The organism is Plebeiibacterium sediminum (genome assembly GCF_026013605.1).
In the GTDB taxonomy this organism is placed as follows: Bacteria; Bacteroidota; Bacteroidia; order Bacteroidales; family Marinilabiliaceae; genus Saccharicrinis; species Saccharicrinis sediminus.
This window is the reverse complement of record NZ_JAPDPJ010000009.1, coordinates 70,352-94,463: the sequence shown is the minus strand read 5'-3', so window position 1 is coordinate 94,463 and position 24,112 is coordinate 70,352. Positions and strand designations below refer to the sequence as shown.

General features: G+C 34.4%; 18 protein-coding genes. 1 reads left to right on the top strand and 17 read right to left on the bottom strand.

Features of this window, described 5'->3' with window-relative positions; all coding sequences use genetic code 11:
- Nucleotides 1-75: 75 nt before the first annotated feature.
- From sov to OM075_RS06135, 17 genes are all read right to left on the bottom strand, one after another.
- On the bottom strand, nt 76-7,464 hold the full coding sequence (gene sov, locus OM075_RS06215) for a T9SS outer membrane translocon Sov/SprA (RefSeq protein WP_301189622.1): 7,389 nt from the start codon (nt 7,462-7,464) through the stop codon (nt 76-78).
- Between the two features lie 59 nt (nt 7,465-7,523).
- Entirely contained in the window at nt 7,524-8,105 is a 582-nt protein-coding gene (gene ruvA / locus OM075_RS06210) for a Holliday junction branch migration protein RuvA (RefSeq protein WP_301189621.1), read from the bottom strand.
- 26 nt (nt 8,106-8,131) lie between these two features.
- Nucleotides 8,132-8,479: a four helix bundle protein gene (locus OM075_RS06205; RefSeq protein WP_301189638.1), complete on the bottom strand. Its 348-nt coding sequence runs from the start codon at nt 8,477-8,479 to the stop codon at nt 8,132-8,134.
- Between the two features lie 47 nt (nt 8,480-8,526).
- A complete protein-coding gene (thiL, locus tag OM075_RS06200) occupies nt 8,527-9,564 on the bottom strand; it encodes a thiamine-phosphate kinase (RefSeq protein ID WP_301189620.1) in 1,038 nt (345 codons plus the stop codon).
- Between the two features lie 180 nt (nt 9,565-9,744).
- Nucleotides 9,745-10,317, bottom strand: coding sequence for an electron transport complex subunit RsxA (rsxA, locus tag OM075_RS06195; RefSeq protein WP_301189619.1), 573 nt, complete (start codon nt 10,315-10,317; stop codon nt 9,745-9,747).
- A 3-nt stretch (nt 10,318-10,320) separates the two neighbouring features.
- Nucleotides 10,321-10,905 (bottom strand): RnfABCDGE type electron transport complex subunit E, encoded by a 585-nt coding sequence (locus tag OM075_RS06190; protein ID WP_301189618.1) that lies wholly within the window; start codon nt 10,903-10,905, stop codon nt 10,321-10,323.
- A complete protein-coding gene (locus OM075_RS06185) occupies nt 10,902-11,534 on the bottom strand; it encodes an RnfABCDGE type electron transport complex subunit G (protein ID WP_301189617.1) in 633 nt (210 codons plus the stop codon). Before OM075_RS06185 ends, OM075_RS06190 begins: the two co-directional genes overlap by 4 nt.
- Before the next feature lie 9 nt (nt 11,535-11,543).
- Nucleotides 11,544-12,545 (bottom strand): RnfABCDGE type electron transport complex subunit D, encoded by a 1,002-nt coding sequence (locus OM075_RS06180; protein ID WP_301189616.1) that lies wholly within the window; start codon nt 12,543-12,545, stop codon nt 11,544-11,546.
- Nucleotides 12,546-12,578: 33 nt separating this feature from the next.
- The gene (rsxC, locus tag OM075_RS06175) at nt 12,579-13,910 is read right to left on the bottom strand and encodes an electron transport complex subunit RsxC (protein ID WP_301189615.1); all 1,332 of its coding nucleotides are present in this window, start codon (nt 13,908-13,910) and stop codon (nt 12,579-12,581) included.
- A gap of 3 nt (nt 13,911-13,913) precedes the next feature.
- On the bottom strand, nt 13,914-14,831 hold the full coding sequence (locus tag OM075_RS06170; RefSeq protein ID WP_301189614.1) for a Fe-S cluster domain-containing protein: 918 nt from the start codon (nt 14,829-14,831) through the stop codon (nt 13,914-13,916).
- 16 nt (nt 14,832-14,847) lie between these two features.
- A complete protein-coding gene (locus OM075_RS06165) occupies nt 14,848-15,267 on the bottom strand; it encodes a SoxR reducing system RseC family protein (RefSeq protein ID WP_301189613.1) in 420 nt (139 codons plus the stop codon).
- Between the two features lie 265 nt (nt 15,268-15,532).
- Nucleotides 15,533-16,732 (bottom strand): cation:proton antiporter, encoded by a 1,200-nt coding sequence (locus OM075_RS06160; protein WP_301189612.1) that lies wholly within the window; start codon nt 16,730-16,732, stop codon nt 15,533-15,535.
- A 118-nt stretch (nt 16,733-16,850) separates the two neighbouring features.
- Nucleotides 16,851-18,950, bottom strand: a complete 2,100-nt coding sequence (gene recG, locus OM075_RS06155; protein WP_301189611.1) for an ATP-dependent DNA helicase RecG — start codon at nt 18,948-18,950, stop codon at nt 16,851-16,853.
- 122 nt (nt 18,951-19,072) lie between these two features.
- Nucleotides 19,073-19,729 carry a PQLLE family protein gene (locus OM075_RS06150; protein WP_301189610.1) on the bottom strand — a complete coding sequence of 219 codons (657 nt, stop codon included), beginning with the start codon at nt 19,727-19,729 and terminating at the stop codon, nt 19,073-19,075.
- A gap of 715 nt (nt 19,730-20,444) precedes the next feature.
- Nucleotides 20,445-21,092 carry a DUF4377 domain-containing protein gene (locus OM075_RS06145; RefSeq protein WP_301189609.1) on the bottom strand — a complete coding sequence of 216 codons (648 nt, stop codon included), beginning with the start codon at nt 21,090-21,092 and terminating at the stop codon, nt 20,445-20,447.
- A 98-nt stretch (nt 21,093-21,190) separates the two neighbouring features.
- Entirely contained in the window at nt 21,191-22,387 is a 1,197-nt protein-coding gene (gene purT / locus OM075_RS06140) for a formate-dependent phosphoribosylglycinamide formyltransferase (protein ID WP_301189608.1), read from the bottom strand.
- A 186-nt stretch (nt 22,388-22,573) separates the two neighbouring features.
- A complete protein-coding gene (locus OM075_RS06135; RefSeq protein WP_301189607.1) occupies nt 22,574-23,041 on the bottom strand; it encodes a Dps family protein in 468 nt (155 codons plus the stop codon).
- Nucleotides 23,042-23,305: 264 nt separating this feature from the next.
- Here OM075_RS06135 and OM075_RS06130 point away from each other — a divergent pair, with 264 nt between their 5' ends.
- On the top strand, nt 23,306-24,097 hold the full coding sequence (locus OM075_RS06130; protein ID WP_301189606.1) for an O-methyltransferase: 792 nt from the start codon (nt 23,306-23,308) through the stop codon (nt 24,095-24,097).
- Nucleotides 24,098-24,112 lie beyond the last annotated feature (15 nt).

Sequence of the window (24,112 nt, the reverse complement as noted above, 5' to 3'; positions counted from 1 at the left end):
AAGTTTATTTTTAAGGGCACAAATGTATAGGTTTTAATGTTTTTCTGATAAGATTTAACTCAGGTTAACAAACCTTTACTGTGATAACGAGAAACTAAAGCTCACTCCAAAGTTACTTGTTGTTGTTGGGTATGATGTTGAAATGTACGGATTATTTACAGTTCTGTCATAATACACCTGCATGCTAAATTTATCACTTAATACATAATCTGCAGTAAAGTTAATGGCTGTAATTTTACCTCCAGCAGTTAATTGGCTTGTATTGTCTTCTATTTGTCGAATAAGCGACATATTATCTTTGATCGATAAATCAAGGCTTAAATTTAAATCACTTGACATTTTTTTAGCACCTCTGCCACTACCAAGAATCATATCCATCTTATCAAAACGATACCCTAAACCAACCGTAAATTTATCATCATAGTTTTCTACAAGCTGGTTACTTGTTAAGCTAAGACTCAAGCCTCTTGATTTAGCCACCTCAAATTTAGTGATTAAACTATTGTTCCAGGTGATGTTAAAACCAATCAAAGGTTGAAATGACTCCGTAATAGTTACTGCATTTACCTGATATTGGGAGATGAAATTCTCCTGAACATCTCTTATCCAACTGATTCCTGAGTAGTCTTCATAATAATCAGAGTTTGATGCATACGAGCTTAATGTATAATTTGATTTGTAAGTATGGCTAATGTCAAATGAGCGAATATACTTTTTGAAAAAGTCAATTTTAGAAAGCCCATTGTATGTTATTCTCCAGTTCGGATGCATTAAGAAAGCAGACGGGAATAATGTTGTAAAGATATTATCCGGATCTGTTCCGCTATATGCCGATAAAAAGGCTGGAATTAGCACATCTTGTGAATTTAAACTATATCCATTCGGATTTTGATTTTCCGGATTCATTGCAATAGCATCTGAAATATAATTGGCATTTGCAGCTAATCTTTTATTCACTAGTCTGCCAGCTATTTTAGATCTGTTTTGTAAGAACTTATTATAGGTTTCTGATTCAAACGTACCACTTTTACCCACATCTTTAAAGGCAGTGCGGATAATATTGTAAGTCATTGAAAAGCTCCCACTTTCACGAGTGTTGTACGCATTAAAAGAACCACCATCCTGATAATAGTATTCCTGCATATTATTTGCATATCTTCTGTTTGCATTCAGATCAATTCTTAAACCATTAATTGGTTGAATGGATGCTTTAAGCGTCAGATCCTTCATTTCAGTCATGATGTATGGATTATTGATGGTATCAATGGTTATCCATCCTTTATCTGCTGCTTTTTGTGCAAATCGTCTGTCCTGAAGTCCTGAAATAAAACCATAACCAGGAGCATTAAAACCATTGTAGGTTGATGTTCCTAAAAACCTGGAATCGGGAAGATATCCGGGAAGTATAGTTGTATTTGATTCAGTATAGCTTAAACTTACATTTTTAACTCCGGTTAATACCATTGCAGAGTGGTCTACAATCATATTTAATACTGTAGTTTTATCTTCAACAGTACCGCTCACCATAACTCTGGCATTATCATAGTCAGCTTCCGGAACAAATTCTGTTTTGGAGTCGTTGATCTGTACTATTTTACCCCTGGCTGTTCTGCCATTTTTATCAAACATCCTGACTCTGACATCAGTAGTTTTGAGTTTGTGGTTTATAATATAGGATTCTCCTTTTTTTAGTGTAATACCATCTTTATTATAACGAACTGTCCTTTTCTGATTTTTATTCCCCTTGTTATTGGAATATTTGCGCGACAATCCTTTTAAATATTTAGATTGATTATACAGTGTATTCATGGTAAGATTAACAGTTCCCTGTATGTTGTTACCATTACTGATTGTATTACCCCATTCAATATCATCATCAGTAGATTGTGGTTCTATTTCCCATGAATACTTTCCTGAATATCTGATGTTTGAGTTAACCCAGTTTAAATAAGGAAGCTTATTAATTGGGATATTATAGTTTGCATTAAAATTGTGCTGGTAATTGGTTGTTCTACCTCCATTTAAAATATTGGTAAGAACAGAATCTTTCCAAAGTTCATATTCTGTTTTGTATGCATCTCGGTCTACAATTCCTTCCGGTTCATCAATACGGGCATTGGTTGCAGAACTAAAATCAAATTTAAGAGATTTAGTTAAGTTGTAATTTAAATCAAAATACCTGTTCCAATTGAAATTCTTACTAATAGTAATAGGAATCTTATAATCCGGATTATTTACATTACGCAGTTGAGTTTGCTTATAATCCCTCAGCATTTCCGTTCTGTACGATATCTGAGTTGGCATTAGATAAAAGTTAAAGTCTTTAATAATTTTAAAAGCTTTACCTTTTAATGCTTTACTCTTACTAAAAGGCTGGTAATTTTTGGGTCTGTTGGTAAAGTTATAAGCAATAACAGCTTTAAAGTCCTTATCAATAGCCTTTTCAGTATTTACATCGTGCGACTTGGTTTCGTTGTATGCGTAAGTCGTTGATAAGTTAGAGATATCATAGATCTTCGCTTTTTTACTGTCCTTTTTAGGTTTAAGACGCACGTTTGTAAAGTTGATACTCTGTCTTGTTACCACATCCTGAGATAGATTTTTAATACTATCTCTTTCCGATTTTGTATTCGCATTATCAAGCACAACATCCATTTTAATATCCGGATCAAGAGGATAATATTCAGGAGTTGTAACTTCTTTTGATTGTGAATAATAAAAAGGAACCGACAGGCGGGAATTGGCTCCTAAGAATTTACCAAGTTCCAGATTCGTTGCAATATCATATTGATAAAAATCTTCCTGACTTCTTTCTGTAACACTTTGATCCACGCTACCAAAACCAACAGTTGAAGTGTTACCGGCTAACGAAACATTACCTAAATCAGAAAGTTTTATGTTCATTCTGGCATTTGCAGCCCAGCCACCTTCTTCTTCAAAATCAGTTAAGCGAAGTTCATTAAACCAGGTTTCAAATGATACAGGTTTCTCTGCTACGGTACTTCTAACACCGAGTAAAATTGTTTTAATGTTACCCAGGTTTGGATTACCCTTAATTTTAACCCAGTTATCGCCATCCTGAATCATATATACCTCACTTGATGAAGTAGAACTTTGATTTCTTTGTAATTTAACCGTTTGTAACAGGCTCAAATCAAAATTAAACTGGTTATTCTCAGGCCATACTTCTTCATCACTCATGGCACCACCATGTGCTGTCATTTCAAGAGGAACTTCGTATTCGTAGTAGTTGTCTTTACTATCGCTACCTAATCGAATAAAGGCTCTTACTTTATTATCTCCGATTGAGCCTTCATCCATCTCTTCGGCGTGAACTTCCATTCTTAATTTACCATATTGACGTATATCTAGATTAACGGTTTTATAAATAGCACGACGGTCGTTTTTAGGTAAATTCGCTACTTTTAATGTAATGGATTGTTCATTTAATTGTCTGATTTGAGGATTAGCAGGGTCAATTACTCTGTCAATTCCCGGAGGAAGTACATAATTTACAGGAGTACGTTGAGCATTTTCTTCAATGTTAACAGCTCCGGTTGTAAATGTTGTATTTTCGTTTTCAATTAAAGTTTCATTTCTTTCAAGAAGATCATTTCCGTATTTTCTCCATTCACTTCTTACTAAATCTAAACTAGCAAAACGAAGTACGGTTGTATCTGCAAATCCATTTAAAAACATCCTCATAAAACGAATGGATGTAAAATCTGAGATATTACCGATTGTTTTGTCTGGAGCTGCTACTGGTATTCTGAATTGATACCATTTCACCTCTTCTTTTGTGTTGTTTTTTAAATCTACATCTGCTGTTCTTATATCCGTAATAAAATTTTCACCAACATGCATGTTCTGAGGATCTAAACGGACTCTGTACTGGTAGTAGCTTTCGGTTTCACTTAAAGTGTTATCCCCGTTTATATCTTCCTGATCAGGTATAGATGTTGCGGCAGTTGAGTATCCTTCTGGTGAATATTCAGATGGCACTGAGTTTCCTTCAGGACCGTTAAAGTTTTTATATCTATCCAGAATATTTGTTCTGTCACCATCAAAATCACTTCCTCTGAAGTAATGGTAATTATCTGATGAAGGGTCATTCATGATATTTTGATAGGCTTCATCGGTTAATTGCCCCATATTTAAGAGGTTGTTAATGGAGTTGATATAATCCTGATAAAAAGCAAGCTCTTGTTCATCATTTAAACCATCAAAACCAATATCCTGCATTAAACGAGCCTGTGGTTCATTACTAAAAGCACTTACCAAACTTGTTTTAGTAGGAATATTACCCCAAACAGTCTGATCTACTTCAGAAGTTTCATCAGGTCCAGGAAGGCCTTGTTCAAAAAACTTACGAGAGTCATTTAAAACATCTTCAGAAACATTACCTAAGTTAAAATATAAATCACCGGCACGATTTGGATCATCGTTATAAATAAATGGGTCCATAACCCAGAATTCGATAAACTCTACGTTTGCCGCTTCAAAATCATTTGTTTCAATAGAGCGTTGAATACCACCCCATCTTTTTTCAGGAGTATTTAATTCTCCATCCTGATTGATATCGGTATCATAGTTATAAGGCCCTCTTTCTTGTGGATAGTAGGCTAAGTTAAGTACCGAAATATTTGTAGGCTGACCATACTCAGATTGTTTCTCTGGCCAAATTTCTTTTTCGTAAATGATTCTTACATAATGATTTGATTGCTCATCTAAATCATTTGCAATATGATTTGGTGTGTATTGGTTATTTCTGAAAAATAAAGGGTCAATACTGTACCAGGCTATTTTTGCACGGTCATATCCTGATGAAATATCATTAATTTTACCTGCATTAGGAATTAATTCCTCCTGTCCCTGAGGCGGACTGGCCAAACTCCATGCAGTCCAGTTTCGCATATCAATGGATGTTTCAGTTCCCTCAAAATCATCAATGTATGCTTGTCCCTGAGCTCCGATGATATTAGGGTGGCCAGGTAAAATTTGAGCAAATTCACCTTCAAACGAAATGCTGGATGGTTCTGTTGTTTGTAAACCAGGAAGTTTATTTAATACATTAGTTAGCCATTGCGATTCGGTGAAATAAGATGTGTTGAATCCGTAAATGGTGTTAGCAATTGGCTCATCTCCGATATTAACCTTTTGTGTTAGAGGTTGTTCTCTTAAATACTCAATAGTAGCACCTACGTTAAAATTTTCGTTAAACTGATAATTTAAGTGGGTACCTAATAAGGTTTTTGTTTGAAGATTAAATAAACTTTGACTTTCGAGTGAAATTTTGATAGGTGTACCACTTTCAAGTAAGCCCTGGTTTATAATCTTCACAGTACCAAAAGAATAGTCTACTGTATAGTCAATATTTTCTGTCAGTTTAATTCCTCCAGCTGTCACAATTACTGATCCTTGTGGAATATTTTGAGCATTTAAAGCAATTTCGCTACTTGTACTTGATTTGTAGGTACCTCTTAGCCAAAATTTGTTTTTTTCGGATATTTGTGTTGCTGATGTTTGGGTAGAGTCGTATAATGCCTGATATACATATTTATCTACCAGTTCACTTTTTCGGTTTGAAGATATTGCGGTACTGCTGTTAATCACTTCTTCTAAATGAGAACCAAAGGGTTCCAGTACCGGAAATATAATTCTACCGTTTTCAGGTAATATGGTTTGATTAGTTATATAGTCAAAAACACCATCAGGAATAGGATCAAGGATATCATTTAATCTGTCCAGATTCATGATTCTCAATATCAGTGGAATACTGTCTTCCTGATTTGCAAAGATGTCTGTTTCCGGCAGGTAATTGATGTAAGCACCCGTTGAGTCATCCACATAGGCGATATCAAACTCAAAATCTTCTCTGTTGACCTGGTAGGCACCAATGGAATAAATGTTTTTCATCATCAAATCCCAGGTTGGCTTAACAGAAGGAGAGAGGTTGGTACTTTTTAACAGCTTTAAGTATAAAGATGTACTTGCCTCATTTCCTGAATTTGTAAATTCACCAACCGTGTAGGTTTGACCATTATAATCATATTCAAATGCAACGGCTAATACCTCGTCACTATTTAATGAACTGTTTAAGGAGATAAAACCAAGTTGACTATTTAATGAGTATTCTGATGGAGATAGTAAGCGTGCGTTTTCTATTTTTTCATAATCCTGTCCGCTTACAAATCCGCTGTTGCTTAAAGTTTTTAAAGTTTGTGTAGCCTGATTGATATCTCTGATAGCAGAATACGTGGTATTCATTTCATTGTACAGGTTGTTTGTACCGTTAGCGGGGTTTCTGTCTGTTGATGTTTGCGACCAAAGATTTGTATTATAGATATTGTTGTTGTTTTCACCAATATCCATAAAACCAATAATATCTCTGGCATCATCGTAATTACCGGCGGTATTGGTTACCCAAACTTCAATTTTTTGAATACTGATTCTTGATCTTAATGGATATGAACTCTGCGCTTCGTTGTATAAATCTCTAAAAAAGTTTGATAAGAAGAAGTGTCTGTTTTTATCGTATTCATTAATGGCAACTTCAAATTCCTGTTTTTGAGCACCTCCCTGAACATCCAAAACTGTTGTTTCACCTTTTTGCTGAGAGGCAATTGCACTTACACTTAATTTACCAAACTGAAGATCTGTTTTTATACCAAATAAACTTTGGCTTCCAGTAATCAAAGTTCCCGGAAGAGATAAAGAAACGTTACCTGCCTCAATAGACTGAATAATATCGTCTTCTTTACCTTCATACTCCAACTTCATTTCATTTTCAAACTCAAAGGTAGCTTCCGTGTTGTAGTTAATGCCAAGTTTTAATTTATCACCAATGCTACCCTGGATATTCATTTGAATTTTCTCTTCAAAATCAAAGGTGGTTGTTTTTCGAAGATCTTCCTGAAGAGTTGGATTATCTATGGTTGTTTGGTTTACACCAATCTTTAATTCAGCTCTGCCTTGTGGTTTTATATTGATTAAGTTTCCTCCTAAAAGATTATCTAATTCACTTCCTAAACTAAAAGAAGGATTAAATATTGAAAACTTGTCGTTTGAATCAACAGTGCGTGCACGTCCTTCCCAATAAGCCAACATAGATTTACGAACATCTTCATCAAGATATTCTTCAAGTGTCATTGTGTATGGTAAGCGGACATTTACATTTCCAATTTTTCTGTAAAAGGAAACTTCTCCTGTTTGAGGATTGTAACTTGTTGTGTATTTAAAATTCTCGGAATTTTGGAGCTGTATGGCACTTTTTTGTTCCGGTTTAATAAATGGATTGTTTGATTCTCCGGAAATAGAGGGATACCTGGTTTCCTGAGTCAAGGAGTCTGGCTCCTGTATCAACGGAGGATGTACATTACCTGCATTTACGGAATTGAACCCTAAAAGCAAGATCAGTATTAAATATAATTGGTTATTAAATATATATCTATAAACTTTTCTCAAGTTTGATTTTATTAATGGTTACTATTAGGTGGTTGGATTTTGCAATAATAAAAATATACCTATAACATTTTCAGCGCTTTTTTAATCAACTCTTCAACTTTAATAGTTGGTTCGGCAGATATAATTTTGTCAACAACTTTTTGAGCGTTGTTCTTAGCAAATCCTAACATTACTAAAGCAGATAACGACTCTTCTTTTATTGTATTGTTTGGTTCTGCAAATATTTTTTGGTCTACAGGCTCTTTTCCTAATTTATCAGCCAAATCAACAATGACTCTTTGGGCTGTTTTGGCACCAATTCCTTTGATACCTTTTAATAGATTCACGTTGCCGGAAGATATGGCTTCATGAATTTCTCCCGGAGACATAGAAGATAACATCATTCTGGCTGTATTGGCACCAATTCCGCTTACAGATATCAGATGAACAAAAATGTTTCGCTCTGAGGTTTCGTAAAAACCATACAGGTTATGAGCATCTTCTCTGATTTGTTCGTATAAATATAACTGTATCTCTTTTTGATTTTGTAGTTTGGTAAAGGTATTTACTGAAATATTGATAAAATAACCTAAACCATTGTTTTCTACAATGCAATGTGCTGGACTGGATTCTATGATGTGACCTTTTATATATTCAAACATTTCTTTCAATTAAAAATGACCAATGATCAATTATTATTATTTATTCTAGTGGATTTAATGATGCTAAATAAAATTTTACATATTTCGTCTACTGAGTTATATGCTATAATAAAATCATCTTCATTTATTAGTTCTACTTCTTTTGTTAGTTCAAGCCAATATTTTGTTTCTAATCCTTCTTTATAGGCAATACTTACTTTATTTGAGAAGTCTGCCTTAGAAATAGCTCCATTTGATTCGGCTAGATTAGCACCTATGGAAGTTCCGCTTCTTAGTAATTGTCTTGATATATCAAATTCTTTATTGTCTTCTTTTAGTTTTTTACAAATTCTGTAAATCAATACAGAAAATGCAAAAGCTTTTTTATATGCTATATTTTTACTCGCAATTTAGGTTTTGTTTGTTCATTGCTCATTGATAGTTACTCATTGTTCCAGCCTTGCGCTTGTAACTCAATTTCCTGATCGCCGTTTGTTACAAGATATTTACCCTTACTTTCTTCTGTAATATGGCCAATAGTGTAGATTTTTAGTTCTGTTTCTTTTGAGAATTTTTCATAATCCTGAAGAGAAATCGTAAACAGTAATTCAAAATCTTCTCCTCCATTTAGAGCAGCAACCGTTGGATTCATATTCAACTCTTCTGCCATTAATGAGGTAGCGTGATCAATTGGAATTTTATTTTCGTAAATTCTACATCCTGTTTTCGAATTTTTACAGATCTGCATGATGTCAGATGATAAGCCATCAGATAGGTCGATCATTGATGTAGGTTTAACATCAATTTCTTTCAGGAATTCAATAATGTCTTTTCGGGCTTCAGGTTTTAACTGACGTTCAAGAATGTAATCATAACCGGATAAATCTGGTTGAACTGCATTATTCTTATCATGAACTCTTTTTTCGCGCTCTAAAAGTTGTAATCCCATATAAGCAGCACCTAAATCTCCTGTAATACAGATTAAATCATTAGGTTTAGCTCCGTTTCGATATACAATATCATCTTTATTCGCTTCTCCAATAGCTGTGATGCTGATAGTTAATCCTGTTAAAGATGTGGTTGTATCTCCGCCAACTAAATCAATATTGTATTTTTCGCAAGCCAGTTTTATACCATCATAAAGCTGATCAACAGCCTCCAGACTCATCCTTGAACTGATACCAATTGAAACAATTATTTGCTTCGGGGTGGCGTTCATCGCATAAATGTCGCTGATGTTAACTACTACGGCTTTATAACCAAGATGTTTTAGTGGGGTATATACTAAATCAAAGTGAATACCTTGAAGTAATAAGTCAGTTGTTACAACAGTTTGTTTGTTGTTATAATCAAGTACAGCAGCATCATCACCAACGCCGGTAATAGTGCTGTCGTTTTTAATTTCAATATCTTTTGTAAGATGATCAATCAATCCAAATTCGCCTAAGTTCTTAAGGTCTTGATTCTTATTTTCTGCCATTTTTCAATGTTAAGTCATTAAAGTGCAAAACTAATAAAAAATAAGAGGTAATTAACAGGCATTATGGAGTGAGTTACGTTTTATACCTAAAAAATCACAAAAAAAGCTGCATTAATTTAATGCAGCTTTTAAATATCCTGTTTTAACAGGGGCAATATCTCAATTCAATAAGTCCGTATGTTACACTAATCCTGCAAAACCCATAAACGCAAGCGCTAAGATTCCGGCAACAAGTAATGCTATTGGAGTTCCTTTCATACCCTTTGGAAGGTCAACCAATTCAAGTTGCTCGCGAATACCGGCAAAAATGATTAATGCCAAACCAAAACCAATTGCAGTAGCAGTTGAGAAAGCAACAGCTTGTAATAAGTTAAGATTTTTTTGAATAGTCATAATAGCAACCCCAAGGATCGCACAGTTTGTTGTAATTAATGGTAAAAATACACCAAGTGCCTGATAAAGTGGAGGACTCACCTTTTTAAGGATGATCTCAACCAATTGTACTAATGCTGCAATAACCAAAATAAAAGATATGGTTTGCAGGTATCCTACATGAAAAGCATCAAGTACATATTTTTGTAACAAGTAAGTAACAATAGTGGCAATTACCATTACAAAAGTAACCGCACCTGTCATACCAATACCTGTGGAAATCTTCTTTGATACACCAAGGAATGGGCAAATTCCAAGGAACTGGGCCAATACAATGTTATTAACAAATATGGCCGATATAAATATTAATACGTATTCCATTTCTTAGGCTTTTTTTAATTTGTTAATAATTGCAATTAAATATCCCAATGCGATAAAAGCTCCCGGAGCCAATACGAAAACTAACATTCCATATTGTTCAGGATAAATAATTGTTCCGAATATTTTACCACTACCAAGAAACTCTCTTACGCTACCAAGGATTGTTAATGCCATGGCAAAACCTAATCCCATACCTGCACCATCAATCATTGATGAAACAAAACCATTTTTAGATGCAAATGATTCTGCACGTCCAAGTACAATACAGTTTACTACGATCAATGGAATAAATAGTCCCAATGACTCAAAAAGAGCAGGTAAGTATGCTTGCATTAATAATTGAACAACAGTTACGAAAGATGCAATAATTACGATGAATGAAGGAATACGAACTTTATCAGGGATCAAGTCCTTAACCAGTGAAACCACAAGGTTACTCATAATAAGAACAAACGTAGTTGCTAATCCCATTCCGAGTCCATTAATTGCAGATGATGTTACACCTAAAGTTGGACACATCCCCAACAATAATGTGAAAACAGCATTTTCTTTAAAAAAACCTTTAGAAAAATTCTTCCACTGATTCATGATTGACCTCCTTTCTTAACAGTTGCTCCGCTTGTTGCATCGCTGCTGTCGTTTTGTTCTGTATATGTATTGTATGCAACCATAATCGCATCTAAAAAAGCTCTTGAACTAATTGTAGCAGCAGTAATGGCATCGATATCACCACCATCTTTAGAAACCACCATTTTAGTGTTCGAAGGATTTTTATCAAGTATAGATTGGTTTCCTTTATCCATTCTGAACCAGTCGTTCATTTTAGAACCTAAACCAGGTGTTTCCTGATGCTCAAGTACAGAATAGTTAATGATGGTTCCATCTGGTTTTAAACCAACCATAATTTTAATTTCTCCTGCAAAACCTTTATCTGTTTTAGAAGAAATCGCAACACCTAAAAGCTCTTCTCCCTTTTTACATGGAAATACTTTTAGTTTATATCCCTCTTTTGATTCAAGTTCATACACTTCTTCCGTAGGGTTATTATCAAATCCCGGAACTACTTGTTCTATTGCTTTCTTTTGCTTTGCTAATTTAGCTACAGCAATTGGTTCTTTAGTTACTTTGTAAACCATTCCAAGCGTTCCTCCTGCAATTGCTGTAATAATAAGCAATGCAAGTACCATGTTTACTAATGTTGATTCTGTTTTTGCCATGATTTACACTTATTTTGCAACTGCAGGTTTTTCACCAAAACGTTTAGGTTTAACATATCTGTCAATTAAAGGAACAAAGGCGTTCATAATTAAAATTGCAAATGAAATACCTTCAGGATATGCTCCGAAAACTCTAATGATGACAGTTAAAACTCCAATTCCTATTCCGAAAATAATACCTCCTTTGTTACTCATTGGAGAGCTGGAATAATCGGTTGCCATAAACACAGCACCCAATAATACTCCTCCTGATAATAAGTGGAATGTTGGTGGCGCATAAACAGCTGCATCTGCAAGGTGTAATATTGCTGAGAAAATATAAACACTACCTAAAACAGCAACTGGAATATGCCAGGTAATAATTTTACGAACTAACATAAAAACTAAACCTAAGATGATTGCTGCTCCAGCCATTTCACCGGCACTACCACCAGTGAATCCCCAAAACATATCAGCATAACTAGGTAGTTTCTGCATTAACTGTTCTGTTGTAGCTCCGGTAGCTAAACCTTCTTTCATAATTCCAAGAGGTGTTGCACCTGAAGTAATATCAGCTATCGACATTGGGAAAGCTCCTGGTTTAACCCATGCAGTCATTTGTACAGGAAATGAAATTAATAAGAATACCCTACCCACTAAAGCCGGGTTAAATGGGTTATTTCCCAAGCCTCCAAATGACATTTTACCAATTCCTATGGCAACTAAAGCACCAATAATTACAATCCAGATAGGAATAAATGATGGTAAGTTAAATGCTAATAGTAATCCTGTAATAACAGCTGATCCATCTGTTATGGTTACATCTCCTTTTAACAAATATTTCTGAATAACATATTCAAAAATAACACAAGCTAAAACAGATGTGATGACTACAGACAGAGATCCAATTCCAAAGTTGTATACAGAGAAAAGTAAAGCCGGAATCATGGCAATTACTACTCCATACATATTTTTTTTCACGCTATCGCCACTGTGAACGTGCGGTGAAGGTGAAATAGTTAATGTGCTCATATCTTATTATTTGTCTAAGTTCTTTTACTTAAATTATTTTGTACGGCTACGCATAATCTGACCTACTTTTCCTTTTCCTAAACGGATGTAATCAAGTAATGGTCGTTGAGATGGACAAGTATAACTACATGAACCACATTCAATACAATCCATGATTTTTTCTTGTTCAGCTCTATCCCATACACCTTTCTGAGAAACAGTCATTAATAAGTAAGGCTCAAGTCCCATTGCACATGCTGAAATACATTTGCCACATTTAATGCAGTTTTGCATTTTTTTACGTTTAGCCTCTTCATTTTTAATGATCAATACACCAGAGCTACCTTTAGTAACCGGAATTTCAGTTGTTGTTAAAGCTTTACCCATCATAGGGCCACCGCCAACAATTTTACCAGTATCCTCAGGTAATCCACCAGCAGCCTCAATTAAAGTATTGATTGAAGTTCCTATTCTGGTTAAGAAGTTCGATGGTTTAGAAACTGATTTACCAGTAACAGTAACTACTCTTTCAAATAGAGGTTTGTTTTTCTGTACCGCTTCATATACAGCTACTGTAGTACCAACGTTTTGTACAACAGCTCCCACTTCTATAGGAAGTTTTCCTGAAGGAATCTGACGTTTGATACAAGCATCAATTAACTGCTTTTCACCTCCTTGTGGATACTGAACTTTAAGTGGTTCAATAGTAATTCCGGGATAAGAAGTTGCAAGTTTTGTTAAATGAGCAATGGCATCTTTTTTATTGTTTTCAATTCCAATGATTGCTTTGTCAACATTTAAAGCCTTCATTAAAATTTGAGTTCCAACCATAATCTCTTCACCTTTTTCCATCATTAACTGATGATCGGCAGTAAGATAAGGTTCACACTCAACAGCATTCAAAATTAATACATCACATGTTTTTCCCGGAGGAACAGATAATTTTACATGCGATGGGAAAGTAGCACCACCCAATCCAACAATTCCAGCTGCTGCAATTTTTTTAATAATCTCTTCTGGAGCAGCAGATATTTCTTTAATTAAATCAGCTGATTTATTAATGGTTTCTTCCCATTCGTCTCCTTCTACATCAATGATAATAGCAGGTTTTTTATATCCGCTTGCATCAACGATATCGTCAATCTTTGCAACTGTTCCAGAAACAGATGAGTGTATGTTTGCTGAAACAAAACCAGCAGATTCTGCTATTAATGTACCAACTTTAACCTGATCCCCTTTTTTTACAATAGGTTTTGCAGGAGCACCAATATGTTGAGCAATAGGAATAGCTACTTGCGTAGGAATCGGCAATGCTTCAATTTTTTTACCTGCCGAAAATTTGTTTTCAGGAGGATGGATTCCTCCAAGCGAAAATGTTTTAAGCACGATTTATTCCTCCTTATTTTTTATATCCGAAGATGTTTTGTTTTCATTTGATGTAGCTTCTGTTTTTGCTGGCGCAGCTGGTTTTTCTGTAGCTGGCTTAGCCTTTTTAGGAGGGAAATTCACCTCGTGAATGGCTCCTGTTGGGCAAACGGCAACACACTTGCGACAAAGTTTACATTTGTTGTAATCAATGTATGCGATGTTATTTTCAACAGTAATGGCATCAAAAGGACATTCTTTTTGACATTTTTTACAGCCAATACAAGCTACTGAACAAGCTTTTTTAGCAACTCCACCTTTGTCCTGGTTAATGCATGATACAAAAACTCGTCGTCCTTTAGGACCGGCTTTTCTAAGTTCAATGATGTTTTTAGGACAAGCGTCCACACAGGCTCCGCAAGCCACACATTTATCATTAACCACCGGTAAACCAGTTTTTTCATCCATGTGAATAGCATCAAAAGTACAAGCCTCAACACAATCACCACAACCTAAACAACCGTAACTACAACCCGTTTCTCCTCCATATAGGGAAGCCGCAACAGCACAAGAGGTAGCTCCGTCGTATTTATTTGTTCTTGGGCGGTTTTCACATGTTCCGTTACATTTAACAACGGCAATCATTGGATCTGATGCAGCAACTTCTTTACCTAAAATTCCTGCTGCAGTTTTCATGGTTTCAGCGCCCCCCACCGGACAATTTAAATCCGATATGTCATCGCTTTTTACCAATGCTTCAGCAAAAGCTCTACAGCCGGGGAAACCACAGCCTCCACAGTTAGCTGCAGGTAAAACTTCCTCCACCTGATCAATTCTTGGGTCTTCAAACACCTTAAATTTTTGTGCTACAAAATAGAGCACGAGGGCAGCTACAGTACCCAAAATAGCAAGTGTTAAAACTGTTATAATAACTACATTCATGTTATATGATTTAATTCTACTCTTTTATTTTAAACGTAAAGGTTTTTTGTAATTGAGGGGATATGTATTTAATTACAATGAAATAAGGAATAAGAATAATCAGCGAGGTAATACCTGCAATTCCTTCACTTTTTGTTAGTCCGTAACTAACGAACAAAACAACAAATACTAAAATAAACGGGAATATATAAGCCAGTAGTGAAGCTTTCAAGCCTAGAGATTTTTCACCTTGAATAGTTACTTTTTGACCTGGTTTATAAAGGGAGCTTTGGTTAGTGTATACATCAACAAGTTTTTCTTTCATATCTGCAGCGGTGCATGCACCTTTTGCGTGACATGAAGCACAGGCTGATTCGCTGATAATGCGAACTTTAACCTGGTTTGAGTTGATTTCCTCAACGTATCCTGTATGCTCTACTAATCTTACTTCCGACATGATTTTTCAGGGAAAATTCTGGACAAATGTAATTAATAAGGTAGTATGTGAAAGTGTATTTCTCTATTTGGAATTGGTATAAATAAATAGAATTGCTACTTGGACATTGCAAAACCTTGATGGATAGTGTAAAGTAGAGATTGCAATTTTAAAAAGTTAGTCAAAAAAAAAATTCTAAAACTTAAAAAAAGTGAAATAAATCATGTTATGTGTTGATAGTTTGGTTGTTATAAAGAAATATTTCTTTAATTAAAAGTGCTCTAATTTAGGCTGTTTTATTTTTGTGTGCGAACACATGAAATTGATTTGTTACCTTTTTAGTTAAATTAATCCATAATGGACTAAAAAGTAAGGTGAGAGCGATTGTACTTATGGTTATTTGGTAGGAATATTCCTTAATAATACCAGATTGATATCCGGTAGCTGCCAAAATAAAACTAAATTCTCCTATTTGTGATAAGAGTGCACTTACATACAGAGTAATTTTCCAATCCTTACAGAAGAACCGGATCATAGAAATATTAATGATACTATTTAAAATAAAAACTACAATAAGTAAAGTAACTATTGTGTATAGATTATCTTTTAAAAAGTTTAGGTCGATAATCATTCCTATTGATATAAAAAACAGTGCTACAAACAAAATTTTAAATGCAGAAAGGCTGTTGTGCACCCATTCTGTTGATCTTGTGGCAGATATTAAAATGCCAGCTATAAATGCTCCCAGTGCGGCAGATAACTGAAAGAAGGCAGATATTGTTGAAAACCCAAAGCATAATGAAAAAGCAATAAAAACCTGCATCTCATGATCTTTTTGAATGTATTTTTGAAATGGAAGTTTAATTTCTTTCTTTCTAACTAAAAAAATGATCATGCCAATAATGAGTATACCACCAATTATTTGCTTAATCAGTTCGCTTTTATCGGGTCTGTGACCACCTAAATAGCCTAAGAGTATCAACATAGGTACAATCAGTATGTCCTGTGCAATAAGAATCCCTAAAGCATACTGACCAGCCTTGCTATTGATTTCATCTCTTTCCTGAAGTATTTTAACAATTACAGCTGTACTGCTTAAGCTAATCACAAAACCAAACATAACTACCTGACTCGTACTCCAGTTAAAGTAAAAACTAAGCAACCAAATGATTAACAAACTTGCAAATACCTGCATCAATGTACCAATAATAGACACTTTCCAGTTGTTGAGGAGCTGAGGGAGCCGGATCTCCATACCAATAAAAAATAACAGTAGTACCAAACCTAATGATCCCAGATTGGATATCAGTTCTTCGTCACTAACAAAACCAACTCCATAAGGCCCAACTATTATACCTACAATAATATAGGCTATCATATAGGGTTGTTTGAGTAATCTTAATAAAAATCCAATTACTATAACGATACACGATAGTATTACAAATTTCGAAAATAATGGGTCTATATGTACGGCTGCAAATATCATATTAAATATGTGTTCTTATGCAGCAAAAGATAGTGCAATTATTTAAATGCAGAAAAAGATATTTGTTAAGGAAAGATAATAATGTAGTAGAAAAATGAATCTGTATTAATTCGTATGACTAACTAATCATACTCCAGTTCATCTTTTGACGCGCTAACTTTGTGAGTTGGCGGTTTAGTACCTGATTTTCCGGGCTTTCAAGATTTGCATCTTTTTCGAGTATGGCATTTGCCACATTACGTGCATGTTGCAGCAGTTGAGAGTCTCTGGTTATATTGGCTATTTTAAGCTCAAAAGGCAATCCACTTTGTTGTGTACCTTCTAAATCACCAGGTCCTCTTAATTTCATGTCAGCCTCGGCAATTTCAAAACCATCATTCGAATCCACCATAATGTTCATTCGCTTCTTAGTGTCTTCACCAAGTTTGTGGCCGGTCATTAAAATACAATAGCTTTGCTCGGCACCTCTGCCAACCCGTCCTCTTAGCTGGTGTAACTGCGAAAGTCCAAAGCGTTCTGCACTTTCAATAATCATTACCGAAGCATTGGGAACATTAACACCAACCTCTATAACAGTAGTAGCAACCAAAATTTGCGCCTTGCCAGAAGCAAACTCCTGCATGGCAGCATCCTTTTCTGATGGTTTCATCTTTCCATGAACCATAGTGGTTTTGTATTCAGGAAAAGCACTTTGCATATATTCATACCCTTCGGCCAGATTTTTAAAATCCATTTTTTCTGATTCCTCAATCAAAGGATAAACCACATAAATCTGACGACCTTTTTCTATCTCTGCTTTAATGAATTTATTCAGGTTGTTCCTGCGGTTATGAAAATAGTGTTTGGTTTCAATGGGTTTTCTACCTGGTGGGAGTTCATCAATAACTGATACATCCAAATCGCCATATACTGTCATAGCCAGAGTACGTGGAATTGGTGTGGCTGTCATAACCAGTACATGAGGTGGAATGTCATTTTTCTTCCACAGTTTAGCACGTTGAGCCACTCCAAAACGGTGTTGTTCATCAATAATAACCATTCCCAGGTTTTTAAATTGAACTACATCTTCGAGTAGGGCATGTGTACCTATTAATATTTGAATTTCACCAGACTGCAGTCCTGAGTGAATAACTTCGCGTTCCTTCTTTTTTGTGGAGCCGGTTAATAGTTTCACATTTAAATCCATACCATTTAATAATTCCATGATGGATTCAAAGTGTTGAGTAGCCAATATTTCAGTTGGAGCCATCAGGCAAGCCTGGTAATTATTATCTAAAGCAATTAACATCACCATTAAGGCAACCATGGTTTTTCCACTACCAACATCACCTTGCAAAAGACGATTTAATTGTCTGCCAGAACCAACATCATTTCTAATTTCTTTAATAACTCTTTTTTGAGCATTGGTGAGTTCAAATGGAAGGTTATGAAAAAAGAAATGATTAAAATAATCTCCTACGGTAGAAAATATATGTCCTTTTATACTTCTTGTTCGTTGTGTTTTTAAACGAAGGATATTTAGTTGTATATAAAATAGCTCTTCGAATTTTAACCTGAATTGAGCTTGTTGTAACTCCTGACTGTTTCTTGGGAAATGAACCGTACGCAGTGCCTGATCCAATATCATTAACTTATATTGCTGAATGATATAGGAAGGCAATGTTTCGGATATAGATCCCTGAAAAGATAGAAAAATGTTCTGTTGCATCTTTTGGATGGCTTTTGAACTTAAATAATTATTTTTCATCTTTTCTGTAGTATGGTAAAAGGCCTGTAATCCCGAAACAATTTTAGGTTTGTTAGGATCTACCTTTTCCATTTCTGGATGTACAATATTATAGGTATGATTGAATTCAGAAGGTTTACCAAATATAATATACTCAACATTGGGATCTAAGCCTGTTTTTATTTGTTTGATAAACTTAAACCAAACCAATTCAATAACTCCTGAGTCATCAGCAAATTTAGCTACAAGTCTTTGTGTTCTTCCTGCACCTACTGTATTTAAACCAACAATTTTACCTTTTAACTGAATGTGAGAAGCTGTGTTGTTAATTTCTCTGATTTTATAAGTTCTGCTGCGGTCGATGTATTTGTATGGAAAATGGTATAACAAATCCTCATACGACTGAATTTTTAATTCATTTCGCAGTAAGTCGGCCTTTTTAGGACCAACACCCGGTAAATACGTTATATCTCTTGTTGCTAATTCTGACATCACTAAAATAGAGGTTCAAAAATAGTAGAATGAAAGTAATGTTGCAATATAAATTTATTCATCAATACTTATTCCTTTTATTGGTAAGTCAATAAAGTAAGTGTGTATAAAAATATTCTGACTTAATTTTTTACTATTATTCCTATTTTTTCGAGTAATTGGGGTGTTTCCATTAAGGCAATTTTAGCCACTGCTTCGTAATCATTAATCCAATCTGCTAGTTCATCTATTTTTTTATTGCGTTGAAGTGTTGCATTTTGAGCTTCACCTTTTGCTTTTAGTATAGCCTGATGTAAGGCATCTACATTGTCAATTTTTTGTAAACAATCATTAAGCTTTACAGCATCTATTCCATACCCGGCCATAATACTTAGCCATTCATTATTGGCGAGTATGTTTCTTAAAAAACTTTTGCTTTGGTTAAGCCATCCTGAATAATTTAGAGGATAAATACCTGATAATTGTAATGATGTTTTGGCTGAAGTGTTGTTTTTGAATGCTATTTTAGCCAGACTTCGATATTTTGATATGAATTGATGTGCATCGTTCCGGGCGTTCTTCTTGTTTATATATGCAATTGTAACATCGTTGTGTTTCTTATTGCAACTTGCCGAAAGAGTAATGACTTCGTTCAGTAGTGCTTTTCCGGTTTCAATTTTTTCAGCATTATAACCGAATTCGGAAACTTTGCTAAAAATACTATCATCGTTAAGAGAATTGTTGATTCTGATTGAACTCTGAAGTATAAAATCAGGTACGGTTAATTTAGATTTGTTCATTTAAATGGATATAACATTAGTAAATATGATCAGATACTATCCTGAAACCATAAATTTTAGAGCGAACTGTTTGATTTTTATAGCAAACTACTTCAAAAGTGAGCGAAAAGGTTCATTGTTACAGCGAAATGGTCATTGTACAAGGCGAAACCAATTTTTTTGCAACGAAATGTATCAATTAGTAAAAATTGTGTATTTCGCTCACTAATTCATCCTTTTCGTCTACTAAATTGAGTATTTCGCTAACTAAGTTGAGCATTTCGCTCACTACGATGAGTGTTTCGCTAACTAAAATAGTATTTCGCTTATTAATTTGCCTATTTCGCTCACTAATTTAATAATTTCGCTTTAAAACATGTGTATTTCGCTTACGTTAGTTGTTGATTTTCTGTAATTAAAAACGCTTTTCCTTTGTTTGTGATTTAAATGATGGGGGTCTTGTAGTGTAGAATAAAAAAAGTTCCAGTAGCATAATTGCTATTGGAACTTTTTAAATATTGTAATGTATTGGATACTTAATACTTCGTTAAAATTTTATTGATTTAAACTCCGTATAAATTGGTCGAATGTCTCATATCGTTAAAAACATAGTTACGGAGCTGGAATGCAGATTTCAATCTTTCCTGTATATACAAAAATTGATGCGGGATATAAAACTCCCAATAATTTCAGACCAGCCCTTAATTATCATTTGCTGTTATGCGCTTTTATTTTTTTAATTTTTATTTTCTTTCGAAATGGTTTCAAGAAGCACATATTTAACAGAATAAGGTTCAGCTTGGGTTATTTTCTTCACTTTTAATACATACTCATAGCCCGTTTCATAATTAAATCCTTCAATTTTAGTTAAAGCCATCCAATTATCGGAATCTGTGTTTTTGACGTTTAATGCGTCATAAATTTTTGGAGTTATATTTTCTTCATCCACGTATTCAGACGGATAGTCAGGGGTAAACTTGACTGTTTTTGATGACACAAAAAGATTTATATTTTCTTCACTATCATTTATAATTACTCTCTCCTTTGAAAGAAGTTCTATAAACTCATATTTAATTGAAAATACATCTTGTGGAGGTTCTTGCATCCATACTTTTTTTGCTCTGAATTTATACTCATAGCCTCTTTCATAGTCAAAATCAAAACCATCTGTTATTATATCAACTAATAATTTTACTTGATTTTCATCATTGTCGGAAAAAAGTAATGGTTGAGTCCAAATGTCACTCATCATGCTTGCACCATATCCTGTCTCTGGATAAATTGTTATTTCAACAATTTTTTCCTTATCATTTTCATCTTTTGTACACCCCATAAAAAGTGTACAAAGAAATGTGAATCCAAAAAATAAATTTAGGGTTTTCATATTTACCTTTATTATAGTGTTATTTTTTTATGATGCACTTTTTTAGTAAACAGTTGCGTCAAATTGCCTCTAACTAAATTCTAACGATCTATTGGGTACTATAACTTAACAGTAATTGCTGCGCTTGCTTTGTTAGCCTTTTCTCTGGCTTCTTCAACTGTGTTTGCTCTGGCCAGGCAAACTCCCATTCGTCTTTCTCCCTGAACTTCAGGTTTTCCGAATAAACGTAATTGCGTATCAGGATCTGCTAAGGCTTGTTCTAAGCCACTAAAAGAAACCTGTTTAGAATCTCCTTTTACCATAATTACACTACTTGCTGCAGCACCGTGCTGAACAATGTTTGGAATTGGTAATCCAAGAATCGCTCTAACGTGTAAAGCAAATTCACTCAGATCTTGCGAAATCATAGTTACCATACCTGTATCGTGTGGGCGAGGAGATAGTTCGCTAAAGTAAACGGTATCACCTTTAATAAAGAACTCAACACCAAATAAACCTCTTCCACCAAGTGCTTTTACAACTTTTTCAGCAATGTATTCAGCATCTTTTAGTGCTTTTGGGCTCATGGCCTGAGGTTGCCACGATTCCTGATAATCACCACCTTCTTGGCGGTGACCAATAGGAGCACAAAATGAAACGCCATCAACATGACTGATTGTTAGTAGAGTAATTTCGTAATCAAAATCAACAAATCCTTCAACAATAACTCTGTCGCTGTTTCCTCTGGCACCTTCTAAAGCATAATTCCATGCATAATCAATGTCTGCATCACTTTTTACAACACTTTGTCCTTTACCAGACGAGCTCATAATTGGCTTAACAACACAAGGGCAACCAACTTCTTTAATAGCAGCCACAAACTCTTCTTTTGTTCCTGCAAATTTATAAGGCGAAGTTTTTAAACCTAATTCTTCAGCAGCTAAAGTTCTGATGCCTTCACGGTTCATGGTAAGCTTTGTGGCATTTGCTGTAGGAATCACATTAAAGCCTTCTTTTTCAAGCTCAATTAACGTGTCTGTAGCTATAGCTTCGACTTCAGGTATGATATAATCAGGTTTTTCTTCACGAATAATCTTTGCAAGCGATGCTCCATCAAGCATTGAAACAATATAGCTTTTGTGGGCAACCTGCATTGCCGGTGCATTTTCGTATTTATCAATAGCAATCACTTCAATGCCATAGCGCTGAAATTCAATAACTACTTCTTTTCCTAACTCTCCCGAACCTAGCATAATTACCTTAGTAGCTGTTGGTGACAAAGGTGTGCCAATAGATGTGTTTGATACAGTGTTCATTGTAAATTGGTGAATTGTTTGATAGCTAGATAAGTAAAGATATAATTAGGTGATATTATAATCGTTTACATAAACTAACTAATATTGAATAATTTAAAGGCACAAAAATAACTTTATTATTGTAACCAAAAAAGCCCGAATCGTTTTAATTGATTCGGGCAAACAAAGACAATTGGATATATTATTTTATTTAAGATAAGAATTTAACATCCATAGCGTTTTTTCTGTTTCTGAAATATAATCACTCATTAAGCTAACAGTACCTTCATCATCAGCATCGCTTGCTAGTGATAAAATTTCTCGTTCAATTTTAATTAATGTAGAAAAGTTTTCTACGATAATACTAATTGCATCAACTCCATTGTTAACGCTCTTTGCTTCCTTAACAGAAGAAGCATTCAGGTAGTCACTAAATGTGTGCAAAGGCTCTGCTTCCAGTGTTAAAATCCTTTCTGCTATCTCATCTATTTTAAGAACAGCATCATCGTAATACTCTTCAAACTTTGTATGTAATTCAAAAAAATCTTTACCCTTAATATTCCAGTGAAAACCTCTTAGGTTCTGATAAAATAATTGATAGTTAGCTAATAATAAGTTTAATTTTTGTGCTAGTACTTGTACTTTATCCTGGTCTAATCCTATTAAATTTTTCATGAGTCTATATATTTAATTGTTTCTGATTTAATTTTGTATTACAAAGATGTTATTAGTTGTATTATAAATCAAATAGATATTGGCTATTTTAATATAAATAATAATGATAAGTATTGATATGTAGTGTTCTACAGGTATTTGTTGTTTGATTAATAGATATTGTAATTTTCCAATGGATCGTTTATTGTTCTTGTTAACTAAGGTAATTTGCTTGATTTCAAATGAGATTCATTGTAATTTCTATATTTGCATAAAAAAGAAAAAGTGAACTGGTTCCAGGCAAAAGCTTATATAAATTATCGTAGAAAAGCTAAGTATAAAAAAGGGCATCGAATTCATCCTCCTTTTGCATTTGATATCGTCCGTCATGACTTTTATGAGAATGATTCATATTATCATTTTGATCTCATTAATAAGATAAGAAAAGACCTACTTGAAGATAGAAGGAAAGTTGATGTTAATGATTTAGGTGCCGGATCAAAAAAGTTCTCGAATAAACTTCGACGAATTAGTAGTTTGGTTAAGTATAATGCAACTCCTCGAATGCAAGGTGAGTTAATATCAAGGCTCATTGCACGTTTTAAGCCACAAAATATTATTGAGTTAGGAACATCATTGGGATTAGGAACACTGTATCTGGCAATGCCCAATTCTAGAGCCTCGGTTTTTACAGTTGAAGGATGTTCCAATATTGCAGCTGTTGCTGAAAATACTTTTAAAAAGGCTCAGGCTACCAACATTCGTTTATTAAATGATAGTTTTGAAAATGCATTGCCTAAGCTGCTGAGTGAAATGGATCAGGTGGATATGGTGTATTTTGATGGCAACCATAGTTATGATGCTACGATAAGTTATTTTAATATGTGTTTGGCAAAGGCCTCAGATTCAGCTTTATTTATTTTTGATGATATTCACTGGTCAAAAGGAATGGAGCAAGCGTGGAATGAAATTATTGACAATAATAAAGTTTCTGTATCCTTCGATTTATTTCGTTTTGGTATTGCTATTATTAATAAAGATGTGCTGAAGCAACATTATATTGTAAAATGGCCCTAATATTACTTTCGTATA